Source organism: Novosphingobium sediminis (genome assembly GCF_007991615.1).
In the GTDB taxonomy this organism is placed as follows: domain Bacteria; phylum Pseudomonadota; class Alphaproteobacteria; order Sphingomonadales; family Sphingomonadaceae; genus Novosphingobium; species Novosphingobium sediminis.
In genome coordinates, this window is sequence record NZ_BJYR01000019.1 from 1 (window position 1) to 21,166 (window position 21,166).

Annotated in this window: 21 protein-coding genes; 14 read left to right on the forward strand and 7 right to left on the reverse strand. The window is 65.1% G+C overall.

What is annotated here, in order from left to right:
* The first annotated feature begins 67 nt into the window (after positions 1–67).
* Positions 68–337, forward strand: a complete 270-nt coding sequence (locus NSE01_RS14275; protein WP_147160323.1) for a hypothetical protein — start codon at positions 68–70, stop codon at positions 335–337.
* 770 nt (positions 338–1,107) lie between these two features.
* On the forward strand, positions 1,108–1,473 hold the full coding sequence (locus NSE01_RS14280) for an endonuclease domain-containing protein (protein ID WP_147160324.1): 366 nt from the start codon (positions 1,108–1,110) through the stop codon (positions 1,471–1,473).
* A 78-nt stretch (positions 1,474–1,551) separates the two neighbouring features.
* On the opposite strand, the gene NSE01_RS14285 is transcribed toward NSE01_RS14280, so the two are convergent.
* From NSE01_RS14285 to NSE01_RS14295, 3 genes are all read right to left on the reverse strand, one after another.
* On the reverse strand, positions 1,552–2,610 hold the full coding sequence (locus NSE01_RS14285; protein ID WP_147160325.1) for a ribonucleotide-diphosphate reductase subunit beta: 1,059 nt from the start codon (positions 2,608–2,610) through the stop codon (positions 1,552–1,554).
* Positions 2,611–2,747: 137 nt separating this feature from the next.
* On the reverse strand, positions 2,748–3,137 hold the full coding sequence (locus NSE01_RS14290; RefSeq protein WP_147160326.1) for a PepSY-associated transmembrane domain-containing protein: 390 nt from the start codon (positions 3,135–3,137) through the stop codon (positions 2,748–2,750).
* A 212-nt stretch (positions 3,138–3,349) separates the two neighbouring features.
* Complete coding sequence (locus NSE01_RS14295) at positions 3,350–5,365, reverse strand: ribonucleoside-diphosphate reductase subunit alpha (RefSeq protein ID WP_147160327.1); 2,016 nt, start codon at positions 5,363–5,365, stop codon at positions 3,350–3,352.
* Between the two features lie 540 nt (positions 5,366–5,905).
* Here NSE01_RS14295 and NSE01_RS14300 point away from each other — a divergent pair.
* Positions 5,906–6,148, forward strand: coding sequence for a GlsB/YeaQ/YmgE family stress response membrane protein (locus NSE01_RS14300; protein WP_147160328.1), 243 nt, complete (start codon positions 5,906–5,908; stop codon positions 6,146–6,148).
* Between the two features lie 128 nt (positions 6,149–6,276).
* Here NSE01_RS14300 and nadB read toward each other — a convergent pair whose 3' ends face one another.
* Positions 6,277–7,899 (reverse strand): L-aspartate oxidase, encoded by a 1,623-nt coding sequence (gene nadB, locus NSE01_RS14305; RefSeq protein WP_147160329.1) that lies wholly within the window; start codon positions 7,897–7,899, stop codon positions 6,277–6,279.
* Between the two features lie 195 nt (positions 7,900–8,094).
* On the opposite strand from nadB, the gene NSE01_RS21340 reads away from it, so the two are divergent.
* Complete coding sequence (locus NSE01_RS21340) at positions 8,095–8,250, forward strand: hypothetical protein (RefSeq protein ID WP_170233849.1); 156 nt, start codon at positions 8,095–8,097, stop codon at positions 8,248–8,250.
* Positions 8,251–8,290: 40 nt separating this feature from the next.
* On the opposite strand, the gene NSE01_RS14310 is transcribed toward NSE01_RS21340, so the two are convergent.
* Entirely contained in the window at positions 8,291–9,247 is a 957-nt protein-coding gene (locus tag NSE01_RS14310) for an ABC transporter ATP-binding protein (RefSeq protein ID WP_147160330.1), read from the reverse strand.
* A 94-nt stretch (positions 9,248–9,341) separates the two neighbouring features.
* Between NSE01_RS14310 and NSE01_RS14315 the strand changes: the two genes are divergently transcribed.
* From NSE01_RS14315 to NSE01_RS14350, 8 genes are all read left to right on the forward strand, one after another.
* Entirely contained in the window at positions 9,342–9,539 is a 198-nt protein-coding gene (locus tag NSE01_RS14315) for a zinc-finger domain-containing protein (RefSeq protein WP_147160331.1), read from the forward strand.
* Positions 9,540–9,579: 40 nt separating this feature from the next.
* Positions 9,580–11,007, forward strand: coding sequence for a metalloprotease TldD (gene tldD / locus NSE01_RS14320; protein ID WP_147160332.1), 1,428 nt, complete (start codon positions 9,580–9,582; stop codon positions 11,005–11,007).
* A 174-nt stretch (positions 11,008–11,181) separates the two neighbouring features.
* Complete coding sequence (locus tag NSE01_RS14325) at positions 11,182–11,607, forward strand: hypothetical protein (RefSeq protein WP_147160333.1); 426 nt, start codon at positions 11,182–11,184, stop codon at positions 11,605–11,607.
* Between the two features lie 47 nt (positions 11,608–11,654).
* On the forward strand, positions 11,655–12,227 hold the full coding sequence (locus tag NSE01_RS14330; RefSeq protein WP_147160334.1) for a GNAT family N-acetyltransferase: 573 nt from the start codon (positions 11,655–11,657) through the stop codon (positions 12,225–12,227).
* Between the two features lie 8 nt (positions 12,228–12,235).
* On the forward strand, positions 12,236–13,372 hold the full coding sequence (gene ispG / locus NSE01_RS14335) for a flavodoxin-dependent (E)-4-hydroxy-3-methylbut-2-enyl-diphosphate synthase (protein WP_147160335.1): 1,137 nt from the start codon (positions 12,236–12,238) through the stop codon (positions 13,370–13,372).
* Positions 13,373–13,425: 53 nt separating this feature from the next.
* Positions 13,426–13,950, forward strand: a complete 525-nt coding sequence (locus NSE01_RS14340) for a retropepsin-like aspartic protease family protein (RefSeq protein WP_147160336.1) — start codon at positions 13,426–13,428, stop codon at positions 13,948–13,950.
* Between the two features lie 10 nt (positions 13,951–13,960).
* On the forward strand, positions 13,961–14,467 hold the full coding sequence (locus NSE01_RS14345; protein ID WP_147160337.1) for a GNAT family N-acetyltransferase: 507 nt from the start codon (positions 13,961–13,963) through the stop codon (positions 14,465–14,467).
* A 20-nt stretch (positions 14,468–14,487) separates the two neighbouring features.
* Complete coding sequence (locus tag NSE01_RS14350) at positions 14,488–15,111, forward strand: murein L,D-transpeptidase catalytic domain-containing protein (protein WP_147160338.1); 624 nt, start codon at positions 14,488–14,490, stop codon at positions 15,109–15,111.
* Between the two features lie 153 nt (positions 15,112–15,264).
* Here the strand turns inward: NSE01_RS14350 and NSE01_RS14355 are convergent, their stop codons facing one another.
* Positions 15,265–15,579, reverse strand: a complete 315-nt coding sequence (locus NSE01_RS14355) for a GIY-YIG nuclease family protein (protein WP_147160339.1) — start codon at positions 15,577–15,579, stop codon at positions 15,265–15,267.
* A 134-nt stretch (positions 15,580–15,713) separates the two neighbouring features.
* A complete protein-coding gene (locus tag NSE01_RS14360; protein ID WP_371863223.1) occupies positions 15,714–17,126 on the reverse strand; it encodes a L,D-transpeptidase family protein in 1,413 nt (470 codons plus the stop codon).
* A gap of 189 nt (positions 17,127–17,315) precedes the next feature.
* Between NSE01_RS14360 and NSE01_RS14365 the strand changes: the two genes are divergently transcribed.
* Together NSE01_RS14365 and acnA are read left to right on the forward strand one after the other, a co-directional pair.
* Positions 17,316–18,221: a DMT family transporter gene (locus NSE01_RS14365; RefSeq protein ID WP_147160340.1), complete on the forward strand. Its 906-nt coding sequence runs from the start codon at positions 17,316–17,318 to the stop codon at positions 18,219–18,221.
* Between the two features lie 183 nt (positions 18,222–18,404).
* Entirely contained in the window at positions 18,405–21,074 is a 2,670-nt protein-coding gene (gene acnA / locus NSE01_RS14370; protein WP_147160341.1) for an aconitate hydratase AcnA, read from the forward strand.
* Positions 21,075–21,166 lie beyond the last annotated feature (92 nt).

The window sequence follows — 21,166 nt, forward strand, 5'->3', positions numbered from 1 at the left end:
TGTACCCTGGATGGGTGGCCGGGCGGGGGAGTGGGCCGGTGCCGCCTCCGCGTGAGCGGAGCAAACAATGAAGCGCGCGACCATTGCCGAGATTCCGTGGGACCAGCCCGCGACGATGATCGACCTTGAAGGGCGCGTGCCGATCATTGGCACGATCCGCGAGTGTGCGCTGCACTTCACGCTCTACAAGCCGCACGCGAAGGAAAACGCCCGCCTGCTGCTGACGGTGCCGGTGCACCGCGAAGGCCGGGCGACGCGAACGTGGCTGCTGGAACCGGCGGAGATCGCAGTGCTGGCGGCGCGGCTGGCGGAAGCGGGCGGCGAGACGGCGCACTGAGCCGTCTGCTGACTGCCGGATTGAATATCCCCAACCCCGTTCACCCTGAGCTTTTCGAAGGGTGATGGCGCGAGCCTCGCGCATGATGCTTCGACAGGCTCAGCATGAGCGGGTTGGGGTTTGGCCATGGCGGGGTGGCTGAGGGTTCAAGCCGCTGCGTTGTTGGATTTGGCGGCGCTTTGGCGCGGCATCCGGGCGAAGGAAGATCGCGCGACCGGTGCGGCGCCTGCATAACCCTCTGGGAGGGACTGCGGGGCGGCACGCCATGAACTGCATCACTTGCGAATGGCCGGATGGGGCAGGACCTGACCCGGCTCGACCTGGAGCGTCAGTGTCCGGTCCCGGGGGCGGCTCGCAGACCAGCCGGGATCCTGAGGCGCATTTGCACCTCTGGCACTGAACGGTGCTGGCGGGGTGAATGCCTGGCCAAGGGTTGGGGACCATGTCCCGCCTTGAGCCCGCAGCCCACACCGGTCGCGCTGGCCATCGGCATGATGCTTCGGGCCAGAAGAGCGAGGGCGAGGCTGGCCTTGCCGGCTCCCGATCTGGGTGGCGCGTTTAACCTATTTGGTTTGTTTTGTCAAGTGTAGCGGTGGACTGACGCGTTGCTGGCCCACCCCTAGCCCCTCCCGCAGGCGGGAGGGGGATTGAGGCGTGGGGCTTCTGAACGCAGTTGCGGTTGCATACGGACTGGATGGAATTCGTTCGGTTTCGGCGACACCGTCCCCCTCCCGCTTGCGGGAGGGGTTAGGGGTGGGCACTCTGGCGATATGGTTTCGTTCAAGCCTCGCGACACAGACCGCGCCCGAGAATTGCGGCGGGAGGCTTCACCCGCCGAGCGCCGTCTCTGGTCGTATCTGGCGAAGTCGCAACTTGGCGCCAAGTTCAGCCGGCAAATGCCGGTTGGGCCCTACTTTGCGGACTTCCTGTGCCGGGAGCTGATGCTGGTCGTCGAGATCGACGGGTTCAGCCACGAGATGCGGCAGCAAGTGGATGCGGCGCGGACGCGGGTGATCGAGGCTGCCGGGTATCGCGTGCTTCGGTTCACGAATGCCGATGTGCTCGGGAATGCCGAGGGAGTCGCGCTGGCGCTTCAAGAGGTAGTGCGAGCGGTGAGGTCGCATGCCCACCCCTAACCCCTCCCGCAGGCGGGAGGGGGATTGAAGTGCGGCGTTTGGCTCCCCTCCCGCCTACGGGAGGGGCTGGGGGTGGGTTTATTCCGCCGCGATCCCTGCTGCCTTGAACATGTCGGCCTCAGCCTCTTCCACCAGCTCGTTCGCCGGTTCGGCGGACTTCGCCTTGCGGCGCGAGTCGAAGCTTGACCACACGGTGTTCCAATCGCCGCGGGTGGCGGCCTTGGAGTATTCGGTGGCGCGGGTTTCGAAGAAGTTGGCGTGTTCGACGCCGTTGAGCAGCGGGGTGAGCCAGGGGAGGGGGTGTTCCTCGATCATGTAGATCGGCTGGAAGCCCAGCTGACCGAGGCGCCAATCGGCGATGTAGCGGATGTACTTCTTGATTTCCTTCGGGCTCATGCCCGGGACCGGGCCCTGTTCGAAGGCGAGGTCGATGAAGGCGTCCTCGAGGCGGACGGTCTTCTGGCAGCAATCGATGATGTCTTCCTTGACCGCCTTGGTCAGGCAGCCGCGTTCCTGCACGAAGGCGTGGAACAGCTTGGTGATGCCTTCGCAGTGGAGCGATTCGTCGCGCACCGACCATGAGACGATCTGGCCCATGCCCTTCATCTTGTTGAAGCGCGGGAAGTTCATCAGCATCGCGAAGCTGGCGAAGAGCTGGAGGCCTTCGGTGAAGCCGCCGAACATCGCGAGGGTGCGGGCGATGTCTTCATCGGAATCGACGCCGAACTGCTGCAGGTAATCGTGCTTGGCGCGCATTTCCTCGTACTCGAGGAACATGGCGTACTCGCTCTCGGGCATGCCGATGGTGTCGAGCAGGTGCGAGTAGGCGGCGATGTGCACCGTCTCCATGTTGGAGAAGGCGGCGAGCATCATCTTGACCTCGGTCGGCTTGAACACGCGGCCGTACTTGTCGTGGTAGCAATCCTGCACCTCGACGTCGGCCTGGGTGAAGAAGCGGAAGATCTGGGTGAGCAGGTTGCGCTCGTGGTCCGAGATCTTCTGCGCCCAATCGCGGCAGTCTTCGCCCAAGGGCACTTCTTCCGGCATCCAGTGGATCTGCTGCTGGCGCTTCCAGAACTCGTAGGCCCACGGATACTCGAAGGGCTTGTAGGAGCTGCGGGCTTGGAGAAGTGACATGGGGACGAGTCCTGTTCGGGTTCAGCGCAAGAAGGATAGGGTGGTCCGCGCGCCGGTGAAAGCGCGCGGGGTAAAGGGAATCAGAGTCCTGGCCGCTTTTCCACTGTCTGTTCGGGCGCCCCGAAGGACAGGAGGTGCTACTTCCAGAACCAGCGCGGGGTGAGCTTGCGCTCCGCCCGGTTGCGCCACATCTGAATGTAGAGCCAGAGGCCCGAAAAACTGAAGAAAATCATCGCGAAACCCGAAAGCGTCGCGATCACCACGCCCACGGGTCCGAAGCTCTCGCCCGAGTGGAGATGGTGCAGCAGGCCGACCAGCGCGCGCGGATCGCCCGCCTTGGGCTTTGGCCGGCACATGTAGTCCGGCGGGCAGGTGAACGCCGGTTTCGCCGCCGCCAGTTCGGTCTTGGGCTTGCCGCCCTCGCCGCCCGCCATGAGCGGAACGATCTGGCTGAGCGTGCCGGTCACGGCGATCCAGAGGAGGAAGACGCCGAAGAAGACGGAAATCCAGCGGTGAAACTTGCGCACGATGAGGTCCCTTTTGCAATTGCGAATTAGTCGCAAGTGTAGCCTGCCCGGACAGTCCGGGGCAAGCGGGAACCGTGTCGCGGATTGTAACCGCGCCGGGCAAGCCGCAATGTTTGGCTGATTGTATCAGGCAGTCCGGCATGGTCTGGATCTCAAGCGGGGATGCAGCAGCGCATCCCCGGTGTCTCAAGGTGTTGTCTCAGGGCAGGGTCTCACTGGCAGGCGAGGCATTCCTCGTAGTCGGTCGGCTGGGCGGCCAGTTCCATCACCGGAGCAGCGGCGGTGTTGTCCGCCTCTACGCCGCCGGCAAAGCCTGCGCGCTGCACCGACTTCGAGCGGAGGTAGTAGAGCGACTTGATGCCCTTCTCCCACGCCTGGAAGTGCAGCATCATGAGGTCCCACTTGTCGACGTCAGCCGGGATATAGAGGTTCAGCGACTGTGCCTGATCGATGTAGGGCGTGCGATCTGCCGCGAATTCGAGCAGCCAGCGCTGGTCGATCTCGAAGCTGGTCTTGTAGACGGCCTTTTCCTCAGGGCTGAGGAAATCGAGGTGCTGGACCGAGCCGCCACGCTCGAGGATCGAGTTCCACACGTTGGTGGAATCCTTCGACTTCGACTGGAGCAGCTTCTCGAGATAGGGGTTCTTGACCACGAAGCTGCCCGAGAGCGTCTTGTGGGTGTAGATGTTGGCGGGGATCGGCTCGATGCAGGCAGACGTGCCGCCGCAGATGATCGAGATCGACGCGGTGGGGGCAATCGCCATCTTGCACGAGAAGCGCTGCATCACGCCCATGTCAGCCGCATCGGGGCAGGCACCGCGTTCCTGCGCGAGGAGGAGCGAAGCCTCGTCAGCCTTGGCCGCGATGTGCTTGAACATCTTGAGGTTCCACGCCTTGGCCATGGCGCTTTCGAAACCGATGCCCTTCTGCTGCAGGAACGAGTGGAAGCCCATCACGCCCATGCCGACCGAGCGTTCGCGCATGGCGGAATACTTGGCGCGGGCCATCTCGTCCGGCGCGCGGTCGATGTAGTCCTGCAGCACGTTATCGAGGAAGCGCAGCACGTCCTCGATGAAGCGCTCGTCCTTGTTCCACTCGTCCCACGTTTCGAGGTTGAGCGAGGACAGGCAGCACACCGCGGTGCGATCGTTGCCGAGGTGATCGCGGCCGGTGGGCAGCGTGATTTCCGAGCAGAGGTTCGAAGTCGAGACCTTGAGGCCGAGATCGCGGTGATGCTTGGGCATCGTGCGGTTCACCGTGTCGTTGAACACGATGTAGGGCTCACCCGTGGCGAGGCGGGTTTCGACGAGCTTCTGGAACAGCGAGCGCGCATCGACCGTGCCGCGCACCGAACCGTCCTTGGGGCTGCGCAGGTTGAATTCGGCGCCATCGCGCACCGCTTCCATGAATTCATCGGTCAGCAGCACGCCGTGGTGCAGGTTGAGCGCCTTGCGGTTGAAATCGCCCGACGGCTTGCGGATTTCGAGGAACTCCTCGATCTCCGGGTGCGACACATCGAGGTAGCACGCCGCCGAACCGCGGCGGAGCGAGCCCTGCGAGATCGCGAGGGTGAGGCTGTCCATCACGCGGACGAAGGGGATGATGCCGCTGGTCTTGCCATTGAGGCCGACGGATTCGCCGATGCCGCGCACCTGGCCCCAATAGGTGCCGATGCCGCCGCCGCGGCTGGCGAGCCAGACGTTCTCGTTCCACGTGCCGACGATGCCTTCGAGGCTGTCCGACACCGAATTGAGGTAGCACGAGATGGGCAGGCCGCGCCCGGTGCCGCCGTTCGAGAGGACGGGCGTGGCGGGCATGAACCACAGCTTCGAGATGTAGTCGTAGAGGCGCTGGGCGTGGCCCTGATCGTCGGCATAAGCGTCTGCGACGCGCGCGAAGAGATCCTGATAGCGTTCGCCGGGGAGCAGGTAGCGGTCGTCGAGCGTATCCTTGCCGAACGCCGTCAGCAGCGCATCACGCTCCGAGTTCGTCTGGATCGTGAAGCGGCGCGCGTTGATCGTCTTGGAATCCGAAACCGGCTTGGCCGCTGCGGCCAGCGCACCGGCAGCCCCTGCGGCCATTGCCGCCACGAGCGCCTCGCTGCCTTTGTCGTCCGCACTCATGCCAATCGCCTTTCCGTTCTCACCTGCGGGGGTGGTATCGCCGGCAAGCAGCAGCTCGCTCTGGCCGTCATGCTCCACAACACCTTCTCCAGTCCTGAAATCCACGCCCGCAGTCCCCTGTTCCATCCACCACGCCCGATCGAAACCGCCGACTCGGAACGCGAAATCCATCATACGCCTCGCGGAACAAAAGGAGAATATAATTCCCCTCGCCTGCCCGCGCAGGCACCGAAATTCAGGGTCAAGACCATGGGCGGCGGCAGTACAGCCACCGTTGCCGCGAGCTAACTACCCGCTGCGCCACTGAAACTAGGTTTAGAGGTTCCCCCAGGACCCGACCACTACCTATAGTGCCTCAACCGGAATCAGACACAAGAGGGTAAACACCCGCTTATCGATTCGGCTCGTCGCACGTACGATTCGTTTCATCGTCATGACAGCCATGTTGCAGCGCAGCGACGCGTGCGGAAACGGGCATTTCAAGCCCCAATCTGCACCGCTCGAAATTTTTTCCGATGCCCATGCCGATCTTGTGGACAAGATCGCTGTCCAGACCCGGCATGAGATTAGCAACCAGATTATCCACTGGCGCGTGGGGTGTGGTGCACGATATGCCTGTTCGGGCAACTTAGGTGGAGCGGCCCCGTGTTCAAGCTCATCTCGATCATTTTCAGCGGCTTGATCGTCGGCCTTGCCGCGCGGTTCCTCTATCCCGGGCCGGTGCCGATGGGGCTGGGGCGGACGATCCTGCTGGGGATTGCCGGTTCGCTGATTGCAGGGCTGGCGGCGAGTTCGGGCCGCAGCGGACGGGACGGGATCGACCGCGCGGGATGCCTTGCGTCGGTGCTGGGGGCGCTGGTGCTGATCTTTATCGGGCGCCATTTGTAGGGGGCCAGTCACTCGTCATTGCGAGCGCAGCGAAGCAATCCAGTGCGGCAGTGCATGACGCTCTGGATTGCTTCGCTGCGCTCGCAATAACGAAAGTGAGGTGATGCGCGTCGAGCGCGTCCCAGCGGTCAGCCCGGCACCAGCACCGTATCGCGCGCGGCGGGCTGCGTCTGGGGGTAGTCTTCGGTGAAGTGGAGACCACGGCTCTCGCGGCGGGCGCGGGCGCTTTTGACGATGAGCTCGGCGGTCTGGAGCAGGTTGCGCAGTTCGATGAGATCGGCGGTGACGCGGAAGTTGCCGTAGTAGTCGTTCACCTCGCCCTTCAGCAGCTTGATGCGGTGCGCGGCGCGTTCGAGGCGCTTGTTGGTGCGCACGATGCCGACGTAGTTCCACATGAAGCGGCGCAGTTCGGTCCAGTTCTGCTTGATGACGACTTCCTCGTCGGAATCGGACACGCGGCTTTCGTCCCACGCGCGGAGCGCTGGCGGCTGATCAAAGCTGTCCCACCGCGCGAGAATGTCGTTGGCGGCGGCATCGCCGAACACGAAGCATTCGAGCAGGCTGTTGGACGCAAGGCGATTGGCGCCGTGGAGGCCGCTTTCGGAGCATTCGCCGACCGCGTAGAGCCCTTCGAGATCGGTGCGCCCGGCAAGATCGATCAGCACGCCGCCGCAGGTGTAGTGCTGCGCGGGGACGACCGGGATCGGCTCCTTCGTCATGTCGATGCCGAGGCCGAGCAGGCGTTCGTAGATATTGGGGAAGTGGCCGCGGACGAATTCCGGGTCCTTGTGGCTGATATCGAGGTGGACGTAATCGAGCCCGAGGCGCTTGATCTCGTGGTCGATCGCGCGGGCGACGATATCGCGCGGGGCGAGCTCCTCGCGCGGGTCGAAGCGCGGCATGAAGCGCTCGCCGCCGCCGGGGACACCGGGGGGCAGCTTGAGGTGGCCGCCTTCGCCGCGCACGGCCTCGGTGATCAGGAAGTTCTTGACCTCGAGGTTGTAGAGGCAGGTCGGGTGGAACTGCATGAATTCCATGTTGGAGACGCGGCAGCCCGCGCGCCAGGCCATGGCGATGCCGTCTCCGGTCGCGCCGCGCGGGGCGGTGCTGAAGAGATAGGTGCGGCCCGCGCCGCCGGTGGCGAGGATCGTGGCACGCGCCGAGAAGCATTCGACCCGCCCGCTGCCGGTATCGAGCGCATAGACGCCCCAGACGCGGTTGATGCCGCCCTGAGCCCCGCTTTCACCTTCGGCGCGGTGACGATCGGTGACGAGGTCGATCGCCACCATGTCGGGCCGGAGGGTGATATTGGGGTGCGCCTTGGCGGCGGCGATCAGCGCCTGCTGGACGGCCCAGCCGGTCGCGTCATCGACATGGACGATGCGGCGGTGCGAGTGGCCGCCTTCGCGGGTGAGGTGGAGCGCGCCGGATTCGGCGTTGAAGGGTACGCCGAGTTCGGCAAGCCGGTGAATCGCGGCCGGCGCGTTCTCGACCACGAACTCCACCGTATCGCGCCGGTTGAGCCCGGCGCCGGCGACCATGGTGTCGCGGATATGGTCGTCGAAGGTGTCGCCTTCATCGAGCACGGCGGCGATGCCGCCCTGCGCCCAGGCGGTTGATCCGCCATCGAGCGCGCCCTTGGCGAGCACGAGCACGCGGCAACGCTCGGCAAGGACCAGCGCAGCTGTAAGGCCGGCAGCGCCGGAGCCGATGATCAGGACATCATGGCTGGCCGGTTCGGAGGCCTTCATGACCGGACCCGGCATGCATCAGGAAAACGATCGGACACCACCGCTCTTTGCCCGTCCTCGCCGCATTTGGGAAGTGCGAAGCGGTCCGCCCAGAGCGGTAAAAAACATTGATTGCCCCCGCAAGGGTGTTTGTTTTTGCACCCGCGAGATGGTAATCTACCTCAGGGATCGCACCTAGTCGAAGGATTGCAGGCCATGATCTGGCGTCTGCCTTTTTGCCTGTTCAACCGCCACAGATCCGATCCCGCCTCGGTGCGCTGGGATGGCTCGCGCCACGTTGGCATATGTCGTGATTGCAAGGCGCCAGTGCGCAAATCCAGCCGCGGCTACTGGAAGCGGCTGGACGAGTGAAATTTTTCTGAATCAGTAGGTTATGACGGGCTGGGGCGTGCTAACCGAGCGCGTTCGCCGGGGTGCTCGTCAGCTTGACGAAGACATCCTCGAGGTCTGCCTCGTCGGTCGAGACATCGACGATTCCATAGCCGAGCGACTGCACCAGCGCGAGCACGTCGCCCGCGTTGATCCGGTCCTTGTTATAGGTCACCCGCAGATCGCGTTCACCCGAAATAACGCTCTTCACGAAGGCCTCATGCTGCGGCGCGGCAACGATCGGGCGGTCGAGTGTGAGCACCACGATCTTCTCGCGCATCATGCCGACAAGGTCACGCGTGGGCTGATCGGTAATCAGCCGTCCGTGGTTGATGATGGCGATGCGGTCGCACAGCTGCTCCGCCTCTTCGAGGTAGTGCGTGGTAAGGACGATGGTTACGCCCTGATTGTTAAGATCGACGACGAGCTCCCACAGCAGGCGCCTGAGTTCGACATCGACGCCGGCGGTCGGTTCATCGAGCACGAGGATCGGCGGGGTGTGGACCATGGCCTTGGCGATCAGCAGGCGGCGCTTCATGCCGCCCGAGAGCGAGCGGGCATAGGCATGGGCCTTGTCTGCCAGATGGACCGACTTCAGGAGTTCGAGCGAGCGGCGGGCGGGCGCCGGCACGCCGTAGAGCCCCGCCTGGATATCGAGCACTTCAAGCGGGGTGAAGAACGGATCGAACACGATCTCCTGCGGGACGATGCCGATCGAGGCCTTGGCGTTGCGCGGCTCCTTGTCGATGTCGAAGCCCCAGATCTCGACCGTGCCGGAAGATTTCATCACGAGGCCGGCCAGCGTGTTGATCAAGGTGGATTTGCCCGCGCCGTTGGGGCCGAGCAGGCCGAAGATCTGGCCCTGCGGCACATCGAAGCTGACCCCGCCCAGCGCCAGTTTGCCTTCACCCGATTGGCTGCCAGCCTGCGCGTAGCGCTTGACGAGATCACGGATGCGGATGGCGGGGGTGTTGCTCATGGCGCTCTCCCTGCCCCCGGAAGCGCCGCGCGTAAAGGGTGTGCGTGCATCCTCCAGCTTGTCGTTCGGGGCATGGTTTGCTAGTCGCGCGGCCATGAGCACGATCAAGGCACCCGAGACGGTTCTCACCACCAGCACCCGCGTGCGCTGCGACGGCGCGGACGGCATCCGCGGCGGGGCGGCGCTGGGCCATCCGCGCGTGTGGATCGAGATCGACGAGCGCGGCTTTGCCGAATGCGGCTATTGCGACCGGCGCTTCGTGCTGAAGGGCGGCCCGGCCGACCACGGCTGATCGTTTGCGAAGCGCGGCAGGGCTGCCTATATCCCTGTCCATGACGCACACCCCCGATCCCCGCTCGCTGCTCTATCGCCCCGGCCTGCTGACACCTGAAGAGGCGAGGCGCCTGACGGCCACCGCGCTCGGCGCCTGCGAGGATGGCGAGCTTTACCTGCAATTCATCGCCAGCGAGAGCTTCGGCTTCGACGACGGGCGGCTGAAGACGGCCGACTATTCGCGCGACGCGGGCTTTGGCCTGCGCGGCGTTTCGGGCGAGATGACCGGCTTTGCCCATGCCAACGAGATTTCCGCCGCCGCCATCGCGCGCGCCGGGGAAACGCTGAAGCTGCTCGATCCGGCAAAGTCCGCGCCCGCTGCGGCGCCGCGCCAGAACAACCGGCATCTCTATACCGATGCCTCGCCGCTCGATGCGATTCCCTTCGCGGCCAAGGTCAAGCTGCTGGAGACCATCGACGCGGCGGCGCGGGCGCGCGATCCGCGCGTGGCGCAAGTCTCGGCGAGCCTTGCGGCCAGTTGGTCGGTGGTAGAGATCGTGCGCGCGGACGGCTTTGTGGCGCAGGATGTGCGGCCGCTGGTGCGGCTCAACGTTTCCATCGTGGCGGAGCACAATGGCCGGCGCGAGACGGGAAGCTTCGGCATCGGCGGGCGCCGGCTCTATGATGATCTGTTCGAGGCAGAGACGTGGAACCGCGCCATCGACAGCGCGCTGGCGCAGGCGCTGGTCAATCTCGAATCGGTTGATGCCCCGGCTGGCGAAATGACCGTGCTGCTTGGACCCGGCTGGCCCGGCGTGCTGCTGCACGAGGCCGTTGGCCACGGGCTTGAAGGCGATTTCAACCGCAAGGGCACCAGCGCGTTTTCCGGCCGGATCGGCGAGCGGGTGGCAGCGCCGGGCGTGACCGTGGTGGACGATGGCTCGATCCCCGGACGGCGCGGCTCGCTGACCATCGACGATGAAGGCACGCCGACCGAGGAAACCGTGCTGATCGAGGACGGCGTGCTCAAGGGCTATATCCATGACCGGATGAGCGCGCGGCTGATGGGCCTTGCGCCCACCGGCAACGGGCGGCGCGAAAGCTATGCCCATGCGCCGATGCCGCGCATGACCAACACCTTCATGCGGGGTGGCAATGATGATCCGGCGGAACTGCTCAGCCGCGTGAAGAACGGCATCTTTGCGAAGTCGTTCGGCGGCGGGCAGGTCGATATCACCAGTGGCAAGTTCGTGTTTTCCTGCACCGAGGCTTACCGCGTCGAGAACGGCAAGCTGGGCGCGCCGATCAAGGGCGCGACGCTGATCGGCGACGGGCCGAGCGTGCTGACCCGCGTGACGGGCATCGGCAACGACATGGCGCTCGATGAAGGCGTCGGCGTGTGCGGCAAGGGCGGGCAGAGCGTGCCGGCGGGCGTTGGCCAGCCGACGCTGCTGGTCGAGGGGCTGACGGTGGGCGGCACGGCCTGAACGCTGCGCCTCTTGGGGTGGGTCACCAGTCCCATAATGCGCCAACAGGGGAACTACGTAGTTGGCGGAGCGGCTGCGCCTTGGTTTACGATGCCCTCAGGAAAACTACAGTCAGCGCCGGTTAAGCCAGCCCGGCGCAAGCTGGTCTTCGGCCAGAACGAGAAAGGGTACGTCATGAACCGCATTTTCACCAAGCTCGGGCTCGCTGCCGCCGCCGGTGCGATGGTGCTGGCGGGCACGGCCGCCGACGCCCGCCCGCGCCTGAGCGGCGAGGAACAGCTCGCCAAGCTGCTCGAAGGCCGCGTTGCCGGCAAGCCGATCAACTGCATCACGCTGCCCAACGTCCAGTCCTCACGCGTGATCGACAAGACCGCGATCGTCTATGGCAGCGGCAGCACGATCTATGTGCAGCGGCCGAAGTCGGGCGCTTCGTCGCTCAATTCGGACGACATTCTGGTCACCCAGCTGACGACCTCGCAGCTGTGCAACGTCGATGTGGTGCAGCTGCGCGACCGCAACGGCCTGTTCTGGCGCGGTTTCGTCTCGCTCGACCAGTTCGTGCCCTATACGAAGCCGACCAAGGTCGCGCTGGCCGACTGATCGCGGCGCATTGATTTGAAAGTGCAGAGGGCGGTATGGGGCGCGGCATGACAGCCACGTCTCAGCCGCACCTGCGCCTCGCCACACCCGCCGATACTGCCGCGCTGGCAGATCTTGCACGCCGCGCCGTCAGCGCGAAGTTCCAGCACCTCTACAAGCCGGAAGACTTCGCGACCTTCATGGAAGCGGCCCACAGCGATGCGAAGGTGGCGAAGGAAATCGCCGATCCGGGCATGCGCGTGGCCGTGATCGAGGAAGCGGGCGCGCTGATCGCCTTCTGCAAGCTGGTGCTGAAAAGCACGCTGCCCACCGGGCACAGCGATGCCCGCGCGCCGCTTGAACTGAAGCAGCTTTACACCGATCCGGCGCGCATCGGCGGCGGGCTGGGCGCGCGGCTGATGGCCTGGGCGCAGGCGCAGGCCGAGGAAGTCGGCGCCGACGAAATCCAGCTGACGGTCTATAGCGAGAACGCCGAAGCGCAGCGCTTCTACCACCGCTACGGCTTTGCCAAGATCGCCGACATCGAGTTCTGGGTGGGCAATCACTGCGACCCGGAATTTCTCTACGCCAAGCCGCTGGTTCCTGAAACCAATGGCCTTAGCAAGAGCGAGCAGGTATAAGCGCACCCATGTCATCCGTACGCCCCTGGCGCGATATCACGCGCCGCAAGAGCCGCCAGATCATGGTCGGATCCGTCCCCGTCGGCGGCGATGCGCCGATCACGGTGCAGACCATGACCAACACCCTCACCAGCGATCCCGTCGCCACGATAAACCAGATCCGGCGCTGCGAGGATGCGGGCGCGGACATCATCCGCGTTTCGTGCCCGGATGTGGAAAGCACCGCGGCGCTGGGCAAGATCGTGCGCGCGGCGCGCATTCCGATCGTGGCGGACATCCATTTTCACTACAAGCGCGCGCTGGAAGCGGCGGACGCGGGCGCGGCCTGCCTGCGCATCAACCCCGGCAATATCGGTTCGAGCGAGCGCGTGGCCGAAGTGGTGCGCGCGGCCAAGGCCAACGGCTGCGCGATCCGCATCGGCGTGAACGCGGGCAGCCTCGAGAAGGACTTGCTCGAAAAGTACGGCGAGCCATGCCCCGAGGCGCTGGTTGAATCGGCGCTCGATCACATCAAGCTGCTGCAGGACCACGATTTTCACGAATACAAGGTGGCGGTGAAGGCCTCCGACGTGTTCCTCGCGGTGGCGGCCTACATGGGTCTGGCCGAAGCGGTCGATTGCCCGCTGCACCTTGGCATTACCGAGGCGGGCGGCCTCATCGGCGGCACGGTCAAGTCCTCGATCGGGCTTGGTAGCCTGCTCTGGGCGGGCATCGGCGATACGCTGCGCGTCTCGCTTTCGGCGGAGCCCGAAGAGGAAGTGCGCGTCGGCTTCGAAATCCTGAAGTCGCTCGGCCTGCGCACGCGCGGCGTGCGCGTTGTTTCGTGCCCCAGCTGTGCGCGGCAGGGCTTTGACGTGATCCGCACGGTCGAGGCGCTGGAAAGCCGCCTGAGCCACATCAAGACGCCGATCTCGCTTTCGGTGCTCGGCTGCGTCGTCAACGGCCCCGGCGAAGCGCGCGAGACCGACGTTGGCCTGACCGGCGGCGGCAACGGCAAGCACATGGTCTACCTTTCGGGCGTGACCGACCACACGGTGCAGAACGAGGACATGCTCGAGCACATCGTCAGCCTGGTGGAAGCAAAGGCGGCGGAGATGGAAGCAGCAGCGGATGCCGCGGCGAAGGAAGAAGTGCCCGCGGAGTAAACGCCGCGGCCTTCGTCATTTGCTAACGCCTTTGCGGGCACAATCCGCCCGCCATGACCCGCTTCATCGTCATTGCCGGCCTGATCGTTTTCGGCAGCGCGCTGCTGGCCCCTCGGCTGTCTGTAGAGCAGGCGGCTGACGCGCGGCCGGCAAAGCCCGCGCATGTCTCGCCGTGGAGCAAGGATGCGCCGCCGCCAAGGCAGGGCGGGCCGGCCGAGATGGTCGAGATAGCGCGCGATGCGCAGGGGCAGTTTCATCTCAATGTCGATGTTGGCGGGGAGCCGGTCCGGTTCCTTGTCGATACCGGCGCCGATGTGGTGGCGCTGACTGAGGATGATGCCGAGCGGCTGGGGCTAAGGCCCGATCCGTCAGAATACCGCCCGATGCTGCAGACCGCCGCAGGAACCGGGATGGCAGCGCCGGTGGAGATCGACCGTCTGACCATCGGTGGGCATGACCTGACCGGGGTGACGGCGGTGGTCGTGCCCGATCTGCCCGTCAGCCTGCTCGGCCAATCGGTGCTGCGGCGGCTGGGCAGCGTGACCTTGAAGGGTGACCGGCTGACGATCTCCGGCTAAGAGCCCGTCCATGACCATTTCCATCCGCTTCGCTACGCCCGATGACCTTCCCCTGATTGCAGACCTCATTCGCGGGCTCGCCGAATATGAGAAGCTGGCCGACGAGGTGCGCTTCGATGAGGCGGTGCTGGGCGCCAAGCTGTTTGGCCAGAACAACGGACATGGCCCTTATGCCGAAGTCATCATCGGCGAGGTTGACGGTGCGGCGCAGGGCTTTGCGTTGTTCTTCCACAATTTCTCGACCTTTGAAGGAAAGCCGGGGGTCTATCTCGAAGACCTGTTCGTGCGGCCTGAGGCGCGCGGGAGCGGGCTGGGCAAGGCGCTGCTTTCGCGGCTGGCGGCGATTGCCGTGGAGCGCGATTGTGCGCGGCTCGAATGGTCGGTGCTCGATTGGAACGAGCCGGCGATCGGCTTCTACAAGAAGCTCGGCGCGCGGCTGATGGACGAATGGACCGTCATGCGGGTGGACGGCACGGCTTTGGTGCAACTCGGCGCAAATGCTGGAAATTCGGCCTGATTCGCCGTAAAAGAACGGCCATGACAGGACTGGTGAACAGGCGCGGGCTCATCCGGGGCGCGGCGGCAACGCTTGTTGCAGCCGCAGCACCCGCGCGTGTGTTTGCCCAGCCCTACAGCGTGCCCGAGCAGAACCGCCGCATCCTTGCCGTTGCGAAGGAACAGGTCGAGCGTGTGGGCTCGGTGCTGTGGCGGACCGACATCGTGGGGATCGCCGATTTCGCGCTGCCTTCGGCGATGCCGCGACTGCATTTTGCCCACCTCGAGACGGGCGAAGTGCGCTCGTTCCTCGTCGCGCACGGCAAGGGTTCCGACCCGGAGCACGACGGGTTCCTCAAGACATTTTCCAACGATGTCGGCAGCCTCGCCACCTCGCGCGGGGCGTTCATCACCTACGAGTGGTACAAGGGCAAGTACGGCACCTCGATCCGGCTCGGCGGGATCGACCGGGAAAACAGCAACACGCTGGACCGCGCGATCGTGATGCACCCGGCTTGGTATGCCAATCCGGACATGCTGGAAAAGTGGGGCAAGCTGGGCCGCAGTGACGGCTGCTTTGCGATGGCAGAGGCGGATTTCAACGAGGCGCTTTGGCACCTTTCCGGCGGGCGGCTGCTCTACGCGGACCGGCTGGGGATTTATTGAGCACGGGCGCTCTCCGCGCTGGTGGGGATGAACGTCGGTATCCTTCACACATTTTCGTCATTCCCGCGGAGGCGGGAATCCAGGGCCGCAAAGGGTGGCGCTTGGTCGCTCTGGATCCCCGCCTGCGCGGGGATGACGAAGGGGAGAGGCGTATCACTGCTCGAGAGGCGGAAAGCCGAAATCCTCTGCCAGATCGCGCCACGTGGGGTTGTCCTTTTCGAGCAGGTTCAGCTTCCACGCTCGCTCCCACTTCTTGAAGCGCTTCTCGCGGATAATCGCGTGTTCCATCGTCGCGTGCTGTTCGAACCAGACCAGGCGGTGGATCGTATGCCTTGCCGTGAAGCCGCCGAATGTCCCTTCGCGGTGCTGATGGATGCGCTGGATCAGGTTTGAGGTGACGCCAGTGTAGAGTGTGCCGTTGCGGCTGGATGCGAGGAGGTAGACTGTCGGTTGGAAGTCCTGTCGCACGCGCGGAATGCTACGGGACTCTTGACCGGTTCGAAACGGTGAATGCGGCTTTCTAACCAGTTCCGAACAAACTGTTCGTCATTCCCGCGCAGTTGGGGATGACGAAGGTGGGGTAAGATGATGCGGGCAGGCCCTTACAGCGGATTATCCAGCTTGATGATTGCTTCGTTGCTCTTGCGCTGGTCGGTGTGGAGTTCGCGGGGCTTGGCGAAGCTGGCGATCACCGGGGCGTCGCGCAGGTAGATGTCCGGGAAGCTGCGCATCAGGCCGTTCACGTCGCGCGCGACGGTGAAGTAGGTGATGTAGACCGCCCAGGGCTTGGTCATCGGCACCTTGGTGTACTTGCCCGAGAGGTTGTACTCGACCGCGGTTTCGGGCGGCAGGTCGGCGCCGAGGATGGCCATCGTCATCGCGAGTTCGGTCGCGCGTTCGGCGCGGATGCAGCCGTGGCTGAGGGCGCGGGCGGGGAGCGCGAAGAGGTTCCGGTTGGGTGTGTCGTGGATGTAGATCGCGTGCTCGTTGGGCATGTCGAGCTTCACGCGGCCCAGCGAATTGGTGTCACCCGGCTGCTGGACAACGGTGATCGTGCCGTCCGCGTTCTTGGTCGCGACATAGCCCTGCCGCTTGGCGAGCGCGGGGCTGGCGATCAGCTTCTGGCCGAGGCCTTCGCCCACGACGATCGACTGCGGCACCGTCCACGTCGGGTTGAACACCACGTTCTTGACCTGCTCGGCAAGCTGCGGCGTGGCGGTCTTGCCGGGCTTGCCGACGATCGCGCGGTAGGTGCGGATGATCTTGTTGTTCACCGTCAGCCGGAGCTCCTGCTCGGGCACGTTGATGATGAGGTACTGCAGCCCCATGTCGCGCGCGAGCCAGCGCCAGCGGTCCATGTTGGCCTTGATCATGGCGATCTGGCGCGGATCCTTGGCCTTGGACAGCATGTCTTTCAGCAGCGCGTAATCGGGGTGCGTGGGATTGAGCGAGGCGAGCACGCCGGGGACGTCATGCGTCTCGGTCGCCTGCGCGAGGAGCTGGGCGTTGGGGTGGAGATCCTGATCGGGATCGACCGCGAACCACTGGATGCGCGCGGGCATCGGCGTGCGGCCATCGCGCAGGTCTTCCGCCAGCCAGACGAACAGGCGGCTGGCGAGTGTGTCGAGATCGTCACCCTCGCCCTTGGTGATCTGCGCGGCGAGTGCGGCAGGTTCGTAGTCGGCGGGGGTCAGGCCTTCGCTGCGGATGCCTTTGATCGCGGCGAGCAGCGCCTGCGCGTCCGCCACGGTCCAATGCGCGAGCGGCGGCGCCACTGGCTGGAACACGGGCACGGCAGCCGGGGTTGCTGTGCCGGCTGGAGTGGTGGTGGGGGTGGCTGTTTGCGCGGGGGCCGCTGTCGTGGGCTTGGCCGTGGGCGTAGGTTTGGGCGCAGGCTTGGCCGCGGCGGTGAGGTCGATCGGGCCTTGCTGCGCGGCTGCGGCGGGAGTGCCCAGCGCGGCCCAGCCGATGGCTGCCGTGCAAAGCATGCCGCTGAGACTGGCCCGATAAATCATGCGCATGGATCGATTTCTTTCCGTGTTGCCGCCCGGGTCGAATAGGAACTGCTACCTGGTGATTCCTGCCCCAAGCTGCCGCTTCAATCAAGCAAGGCGGCTGACTGTTTCCTGAATCGACTGACTGATCCACGTTGCACAATGAGACCGACCTTTGCGCTCTGGCGGTGCGGTCGCTATGGGCGGGCGATGAAGCGCTCTGCCCCCCTCCTGCCGATCCTTTCCGCCATGACCGGGCTGCTGTGCTTTGGCGTGATGGATGGCTTCATGAAGATCGCCGCGCTGGCGGTGGGGGCCTATGCGGCGCTGTTCTGGCGCAATCTCGTCGGTTCGATCATCATGTTTCCGGTCTGGCTGGCGCGGGGCAACAAGGATGGCAGCCGCGGGTTGCCCGGGCGCGAGGCGATGAAGCTGCACCTGATGCGCTCGGGCGTTTCGGGCGTGATGGCGGTGCTGTTCTTCTATGGCCTTGCGCGGACCCCGGTGGCCGAGGCGATGGCGCTTTCGTTCATCGCGCCGCTGATGGCGCTCTATCTGGCGGCGGCCCTGCTTGGCGAAGAGCTTTCGCAACGTGCGGTGATCGGATCGCTGCTGGCGCTGAGCGGCGTCGGGCTGATCGCGGCGGGCAAGTTCGGCGGTAGCTACAACATCGAAAGCTTGCACGGGCTGATCGCGATTCTGGTGTCGGCGGTGCTCTACGCGGTCAATCTGGTGCTGCAGCGGCGGCAATCGCAACTGGCGGGGCCGGAGGAAATCTCGTTCTTCCAGACGTTCTTCATCTTCTGCCTGCTCGGGCTGGGCGCCTGGTGGTTCGCCCCCGCGCCGCCGCCGCACCTGTGGCTGGTGCTGTCTGCCTCCGCCGTGCTGTCGACGGCATCGCTGATGCTGCTCGGTTGGGCCTATGCGCGGGCCGAGGCGCAAGTGCTGGTGCCGCTGGAGTACACCGCGTTCATCTGGGCCGCACTGGTTGGCTGGGTGGTGTTTGCGGAGCCGCTGACCTTGCGCACGCTGGCGGGCGTGGTGCTGATCGTGGCGGGCTGCCTGATCGCCTTGCAGCGCAAGCCTGCGCCGGAATGCGCCGCCGAGCGGGCCTGACCGGAAAGCGCGCACCCGCGTAACCACGCGCGCGGTCGGGCCGTATGGCACGTGGCGCCCTATGCATTTGAAGCGCACCGCAAGCCTTGACGCGCAGAGAGTCTCGGCGCATCGGGCACGCGTGCCCTCGGGGGCGGCTCCGGCGCGGCAATCGGTATCAACTTGAAGGGATTACGCATCGCCATGACCCAGGTCGGACAGGACACGCTCGGCGCGCGCAGCACGCTTTCCGTTGGCGGCAAGGATTATGCCTACTACGCGCTCGGCACCGCCGCAGCGGCTTATGGCGACGTTTCGCGCCTGCCCTTCTCGATGAAGGTCCTGCTGGAAAACCTGCTGCGCTTCGAAGATGGCGGCTTCACCGTTTCAACCGACGACATCAAGGCGCTGGTCGACTGGCAGAAGGATCCTTCGAGCAGCCGCGAAATCCAGTACCGCCCGGCGCGCGTGCTGCTGCAGGACTTCACCGGCGTGCCTTGCGTGGTCGACCTTGCCGCGATGCGCGATGCGATCGCGACGCTGGGCGGTGACACCAGCAAGATCAACCCGCAGGTGCCCGTCCACCTCGTGATCGACCACTCGGTCATGGTCGACGAGTTTGGCCACCCCAAGGCGTTCGAGCAGAACGTCGAGATCGAATACTATCGCAACGGCGAGCGGTATGACTTCCTCAAGTGGGGTTCGAAGAGCCTCGCCAACTTCAAGGCCGTGCCTCCGGGCACCGGCATCTGCCACCAGGTGAACCTTGAGCACATCGCGCAGGCGGTGTGGACGAGCGAAGGCCCGGACGGCACGACGGTGGCCTATCCCGACACCTGCGTCGGCACGGACAGCCACACCACGATGATCAATGGCCTCGGCGTACTTGGCTGGGGCGTCGGCGGGATCGAGGCCGAAGCGGCGATGCTCGGCCAGCCGGTTTCGATGCTGATCCCCGAAGTCGTCGGCTTCAAGTTCACCGGCAGCCTGCCGGAAGGCGTGACCGCGACGGACCTCGTGCTGACCTGCACCAACATGCTGCGCAAGCACGGCGTGGTCGGCCGTTTCGTCGAATACTATGGCCCCGGCCTTGCCTCGCTGACGCTGGCGGACCGCGCGACGCTGGCCAACATGGCGCCTGAATATGGCGCGACTTGCGGCTTCTTCGGCATCGACGACAAGACGCTCGATTACATGCGCCTGACCGGCCGCGACGAGGACCAGATTGCGCTGACCGAAGCCTATGCCAAGGCGCAGGGCTTCTGGATCGATCCCGCGATCGAGCCGGTGTTCACCTCGACGCTGGAACTCGACCTTTCGACCGTGGTGCCCAGCCTTGCCGGCCCGAAGCGCCCGCAGGACCGCGTTTCGCTGCCCGACGTCGACGACGTGTTCAACGCCGACATGGCGAACGTCTACAAGAAGGCGCAGCAGCGCGTGCCGGTCGAGGGCAAGGACTTCGACATCGGCGATGGCGACGTGACCATCGCGGCGATCACCAGCTGCACCAACACCTCGAATCCGGGCGTGCTGGTGGCGGCGGGTCTCGTTGCCAAGAAGGCCAATGCGCTGGGCCTGAAGCCCAAGCCGTGGGTGAAGACCTCGCTCGCGCCGGGCTCGCAGGTCGTGACCGACTATCTGGAGCGCGCCGGGCTGCAGGAGCACCTCGATGCGGTCGGCTTCAACCTCGTCGGCTATGGCTGCACCACCTGCATCGGCAACTCGGGTCCGCTGGCCGAACCGATCAGCAAGGCGATCAACGAGCACGGCCTCGTTGCCGCCGCCGTGATCTCGGGCAACCGCAACTTCGAAGGCCGCGTATCGCCGGACGTGCGCGCGAACTTCCTCGCCAGCCCGCCGCTGGTCGTCGCTTATGCGCTCAAGGGCACGGTGATCGAGGACTTCGTCAGCACCCCGATCGGCCAGAGCAAGGACGGCGTCGACGTCTACCTCAAGGACATCTGGCCCTCGAACCATGAAGTCTACGAGACCATGGCCGGCTGCATGGACCGCGCGATGTTCCAGGCCCGCTATGCCGACGTCTACAAGGGCGACGTGCACTGGCAGGCGATCAACGTCACGGGCAGCGAAACCTACCAATGGCGCGCGGGTTCGACCTATGTCGCCAACCCGCCCTACTTCGAGGGCATGAGCATGACGCCGGCGCCGGTGAGCGACATCATCGAGGCGAAGCCGCTGGCGATCCTCGGCGATTCGATCACCACCGACCACATCTCGCCGGCCGGTTCGATCAAGGCTGACAGCCCGGCGGGCAAGTGGCTGATGGAGCACCAGGTCGCCAAGGCGGACTTCAACTCCTACGGTGCGCGCCGTGGCCACCACGAAGTGATGATGCGCGGCACCTTCGCCAACATCCGCATCAAGAACGAGATGGTGCCCGGCATCGAAGGCGGCATGAGCCGCTATGGCCAGGAAGTCGGCGCGATCTACGACGTGGCGATGAAGCACAAGGCCGACGGCACGCCGCTGGTCGTCATCGCCGGCAAGGAATACGGCACCGGCTCCAGCCGCGACTGGGCGGCCAAGGGCACCAACCTGCTCGGCGTGCGCGCGGTGATCGTCGAAAGCTTCGAGCGCATCCACCGCTCGAACCTCGTCGGCATGGGCGTGCTGCCGCTGCAGTTCAAGGATGGCGAGAGCCGCGAGACGCTGGGGCTGACCGGCGACGACAGCTTCACCATCCGCGGCGTGGCGGGCCTCAAGCCGCGTCAGGACGTGGAAGTGGAAGTGACGCGCGCCGATGGCTCGACCTTCACCTTCACCGCGCTCTGCCGCATCGATACCGCCAACGAGCTGGAATACTACCTCAACGGCGGCATCCTGCACTACGTGCTGCGCAACCTGGCGGCCTGACGGCTGCCAGCAGGTGCTGGAATCAGAAAGGGCGGCTCCCCCCGGAGCCGCCCTTTCCTTTTATCCGCGTTTGCTTCGTACGTGACGGTCCG

What these genes read in the sequence shown, in the direction of transcription:
- NSE01_RS14275 (WP_147160323.1), top strand. Translation starts at nt 68, where the DNA reads ATGAAGCGCGCGACCATTGCCGAGATTCCGTGGGACCAGCCCGCGACG.
- NSE01_RS14280 (WP_147160324.1), top strand. Translation starts at nt 1,108, where the DNA reads ATGGTTTCGTTCAAGCCTCGCGACACAGACCGCGCCCGAGAATTGCGG.
- NSE01_RS14285 (WP_147160325.1), bottom strand. Translation starts at nt 2,610, where the DNA reads ATGTCACTTCTCCAAGCCCGCAGCTCCTACAAGCCCTTCGAGTATCCG.
- nadB (WP_147160329.1), bottom strand. Translation starts at nt 7,899, where the DNA reads ATGAAGGCCTCCGAACCGGCCAGCCATGATGTCCTGATCATCGGCTCC.
- NSE01_RS21340 (WP_170233849.1), top strand. Translation starts at nt 8,095, where the DNA reads ATGATCTGGCGTCTGCCTTTTTGCCTGTTCAACCGCCACAGATCCGAT.
- NSE01_RS14310 (WP_147160330.1), bottom strand. Translation starts at nt 9,247, where the DNA reads ATGAGCAACACCCCCGCCATCCGCATCCGTGATCTCGTCAAGCGCTAC.
- NSE01_RS14315 (WP_147160331.1), top strand. Translation starts at nt 9,342, where the DNA reads ATGAGCACGATCAAGGCACCCGAGACGGTTCTCACCACCAGCACCCGC.
- tldD (WP_147160332.1), top strand. Translation starts at nt 9,580, where the DNA reads ATGACGCACACCCCCGATCCCCGCTCGCTGCTCTATCGCCCCGGCCTG.
- NSE01_RS14325 (WP_147160333.1), top strand. Translation starts at nt 11,182, where the DNA reads ATGAACCGCATTTTCACCAAGCTCGGGCTCGCTGCCGCCGCCGGTGCG.
- NSE01_RS14330 (WP_147160334.1), top strand. Translation starts at nt 11,655, where the DNA reads ATGACAGCCACGTCTCAGCCGCACCTGCGCCTCGCCACACCCGCCGAT.
- ispG (WP_147160335.1), top strand. Translation starts at nt 12,236, where the DNA reads ATGTCATCCGTACGCCCCTGGCGCGATATCACGCGCCGCAAGAGCCGC.
- NSE01_RS14340 (WP_147160336.1), top strand. Translation starts at nt 13,426, where the DNA reads ATGACCCGCTTCATCGTCATTGCCGGCCTGATCGTTTTCGGCAGCGCG.
- NSE01_RS14345 (WP_147160337.1), top strand. Translation starts at nt 13,961, where the DNA reads ATGACCATTTCCATCCGCTTCGCTACGCCCGATGACCTTCCCCTGATT.
- NSE01_RS14350 (WP_147160338.1), top strand. Translation starts at nt 14,488, where the DNA reads ATGACAGGACTGGTGAACAGGCGCGGGCTCATCCGGGGCGCGGCGGCA.
- NSE01_RS14360 (WP_371863223.1), bottom strand. Translation starts at nt 17,126, where the DNA reads ATGATTTATCGGGCCAGTCTCAGCGGCATGCTTTGCACGGCAGCCATC.
- NSE01_RS14365 (WP_147160340.1), top strand. Translation starts at nt 17,316, where the DNA reads ATGAAGCGCTCTGCCCCCCTCCTGCCGATCCTTTCCGCCATGACCGGG.
- acnA (WP_147160341.1), top strand. Translation starts at nt 18,405, where the DNA reads ATGACCCAGGTCGGACAGGACACGCTCGGCGCGCGCAGCACGCTTTCC.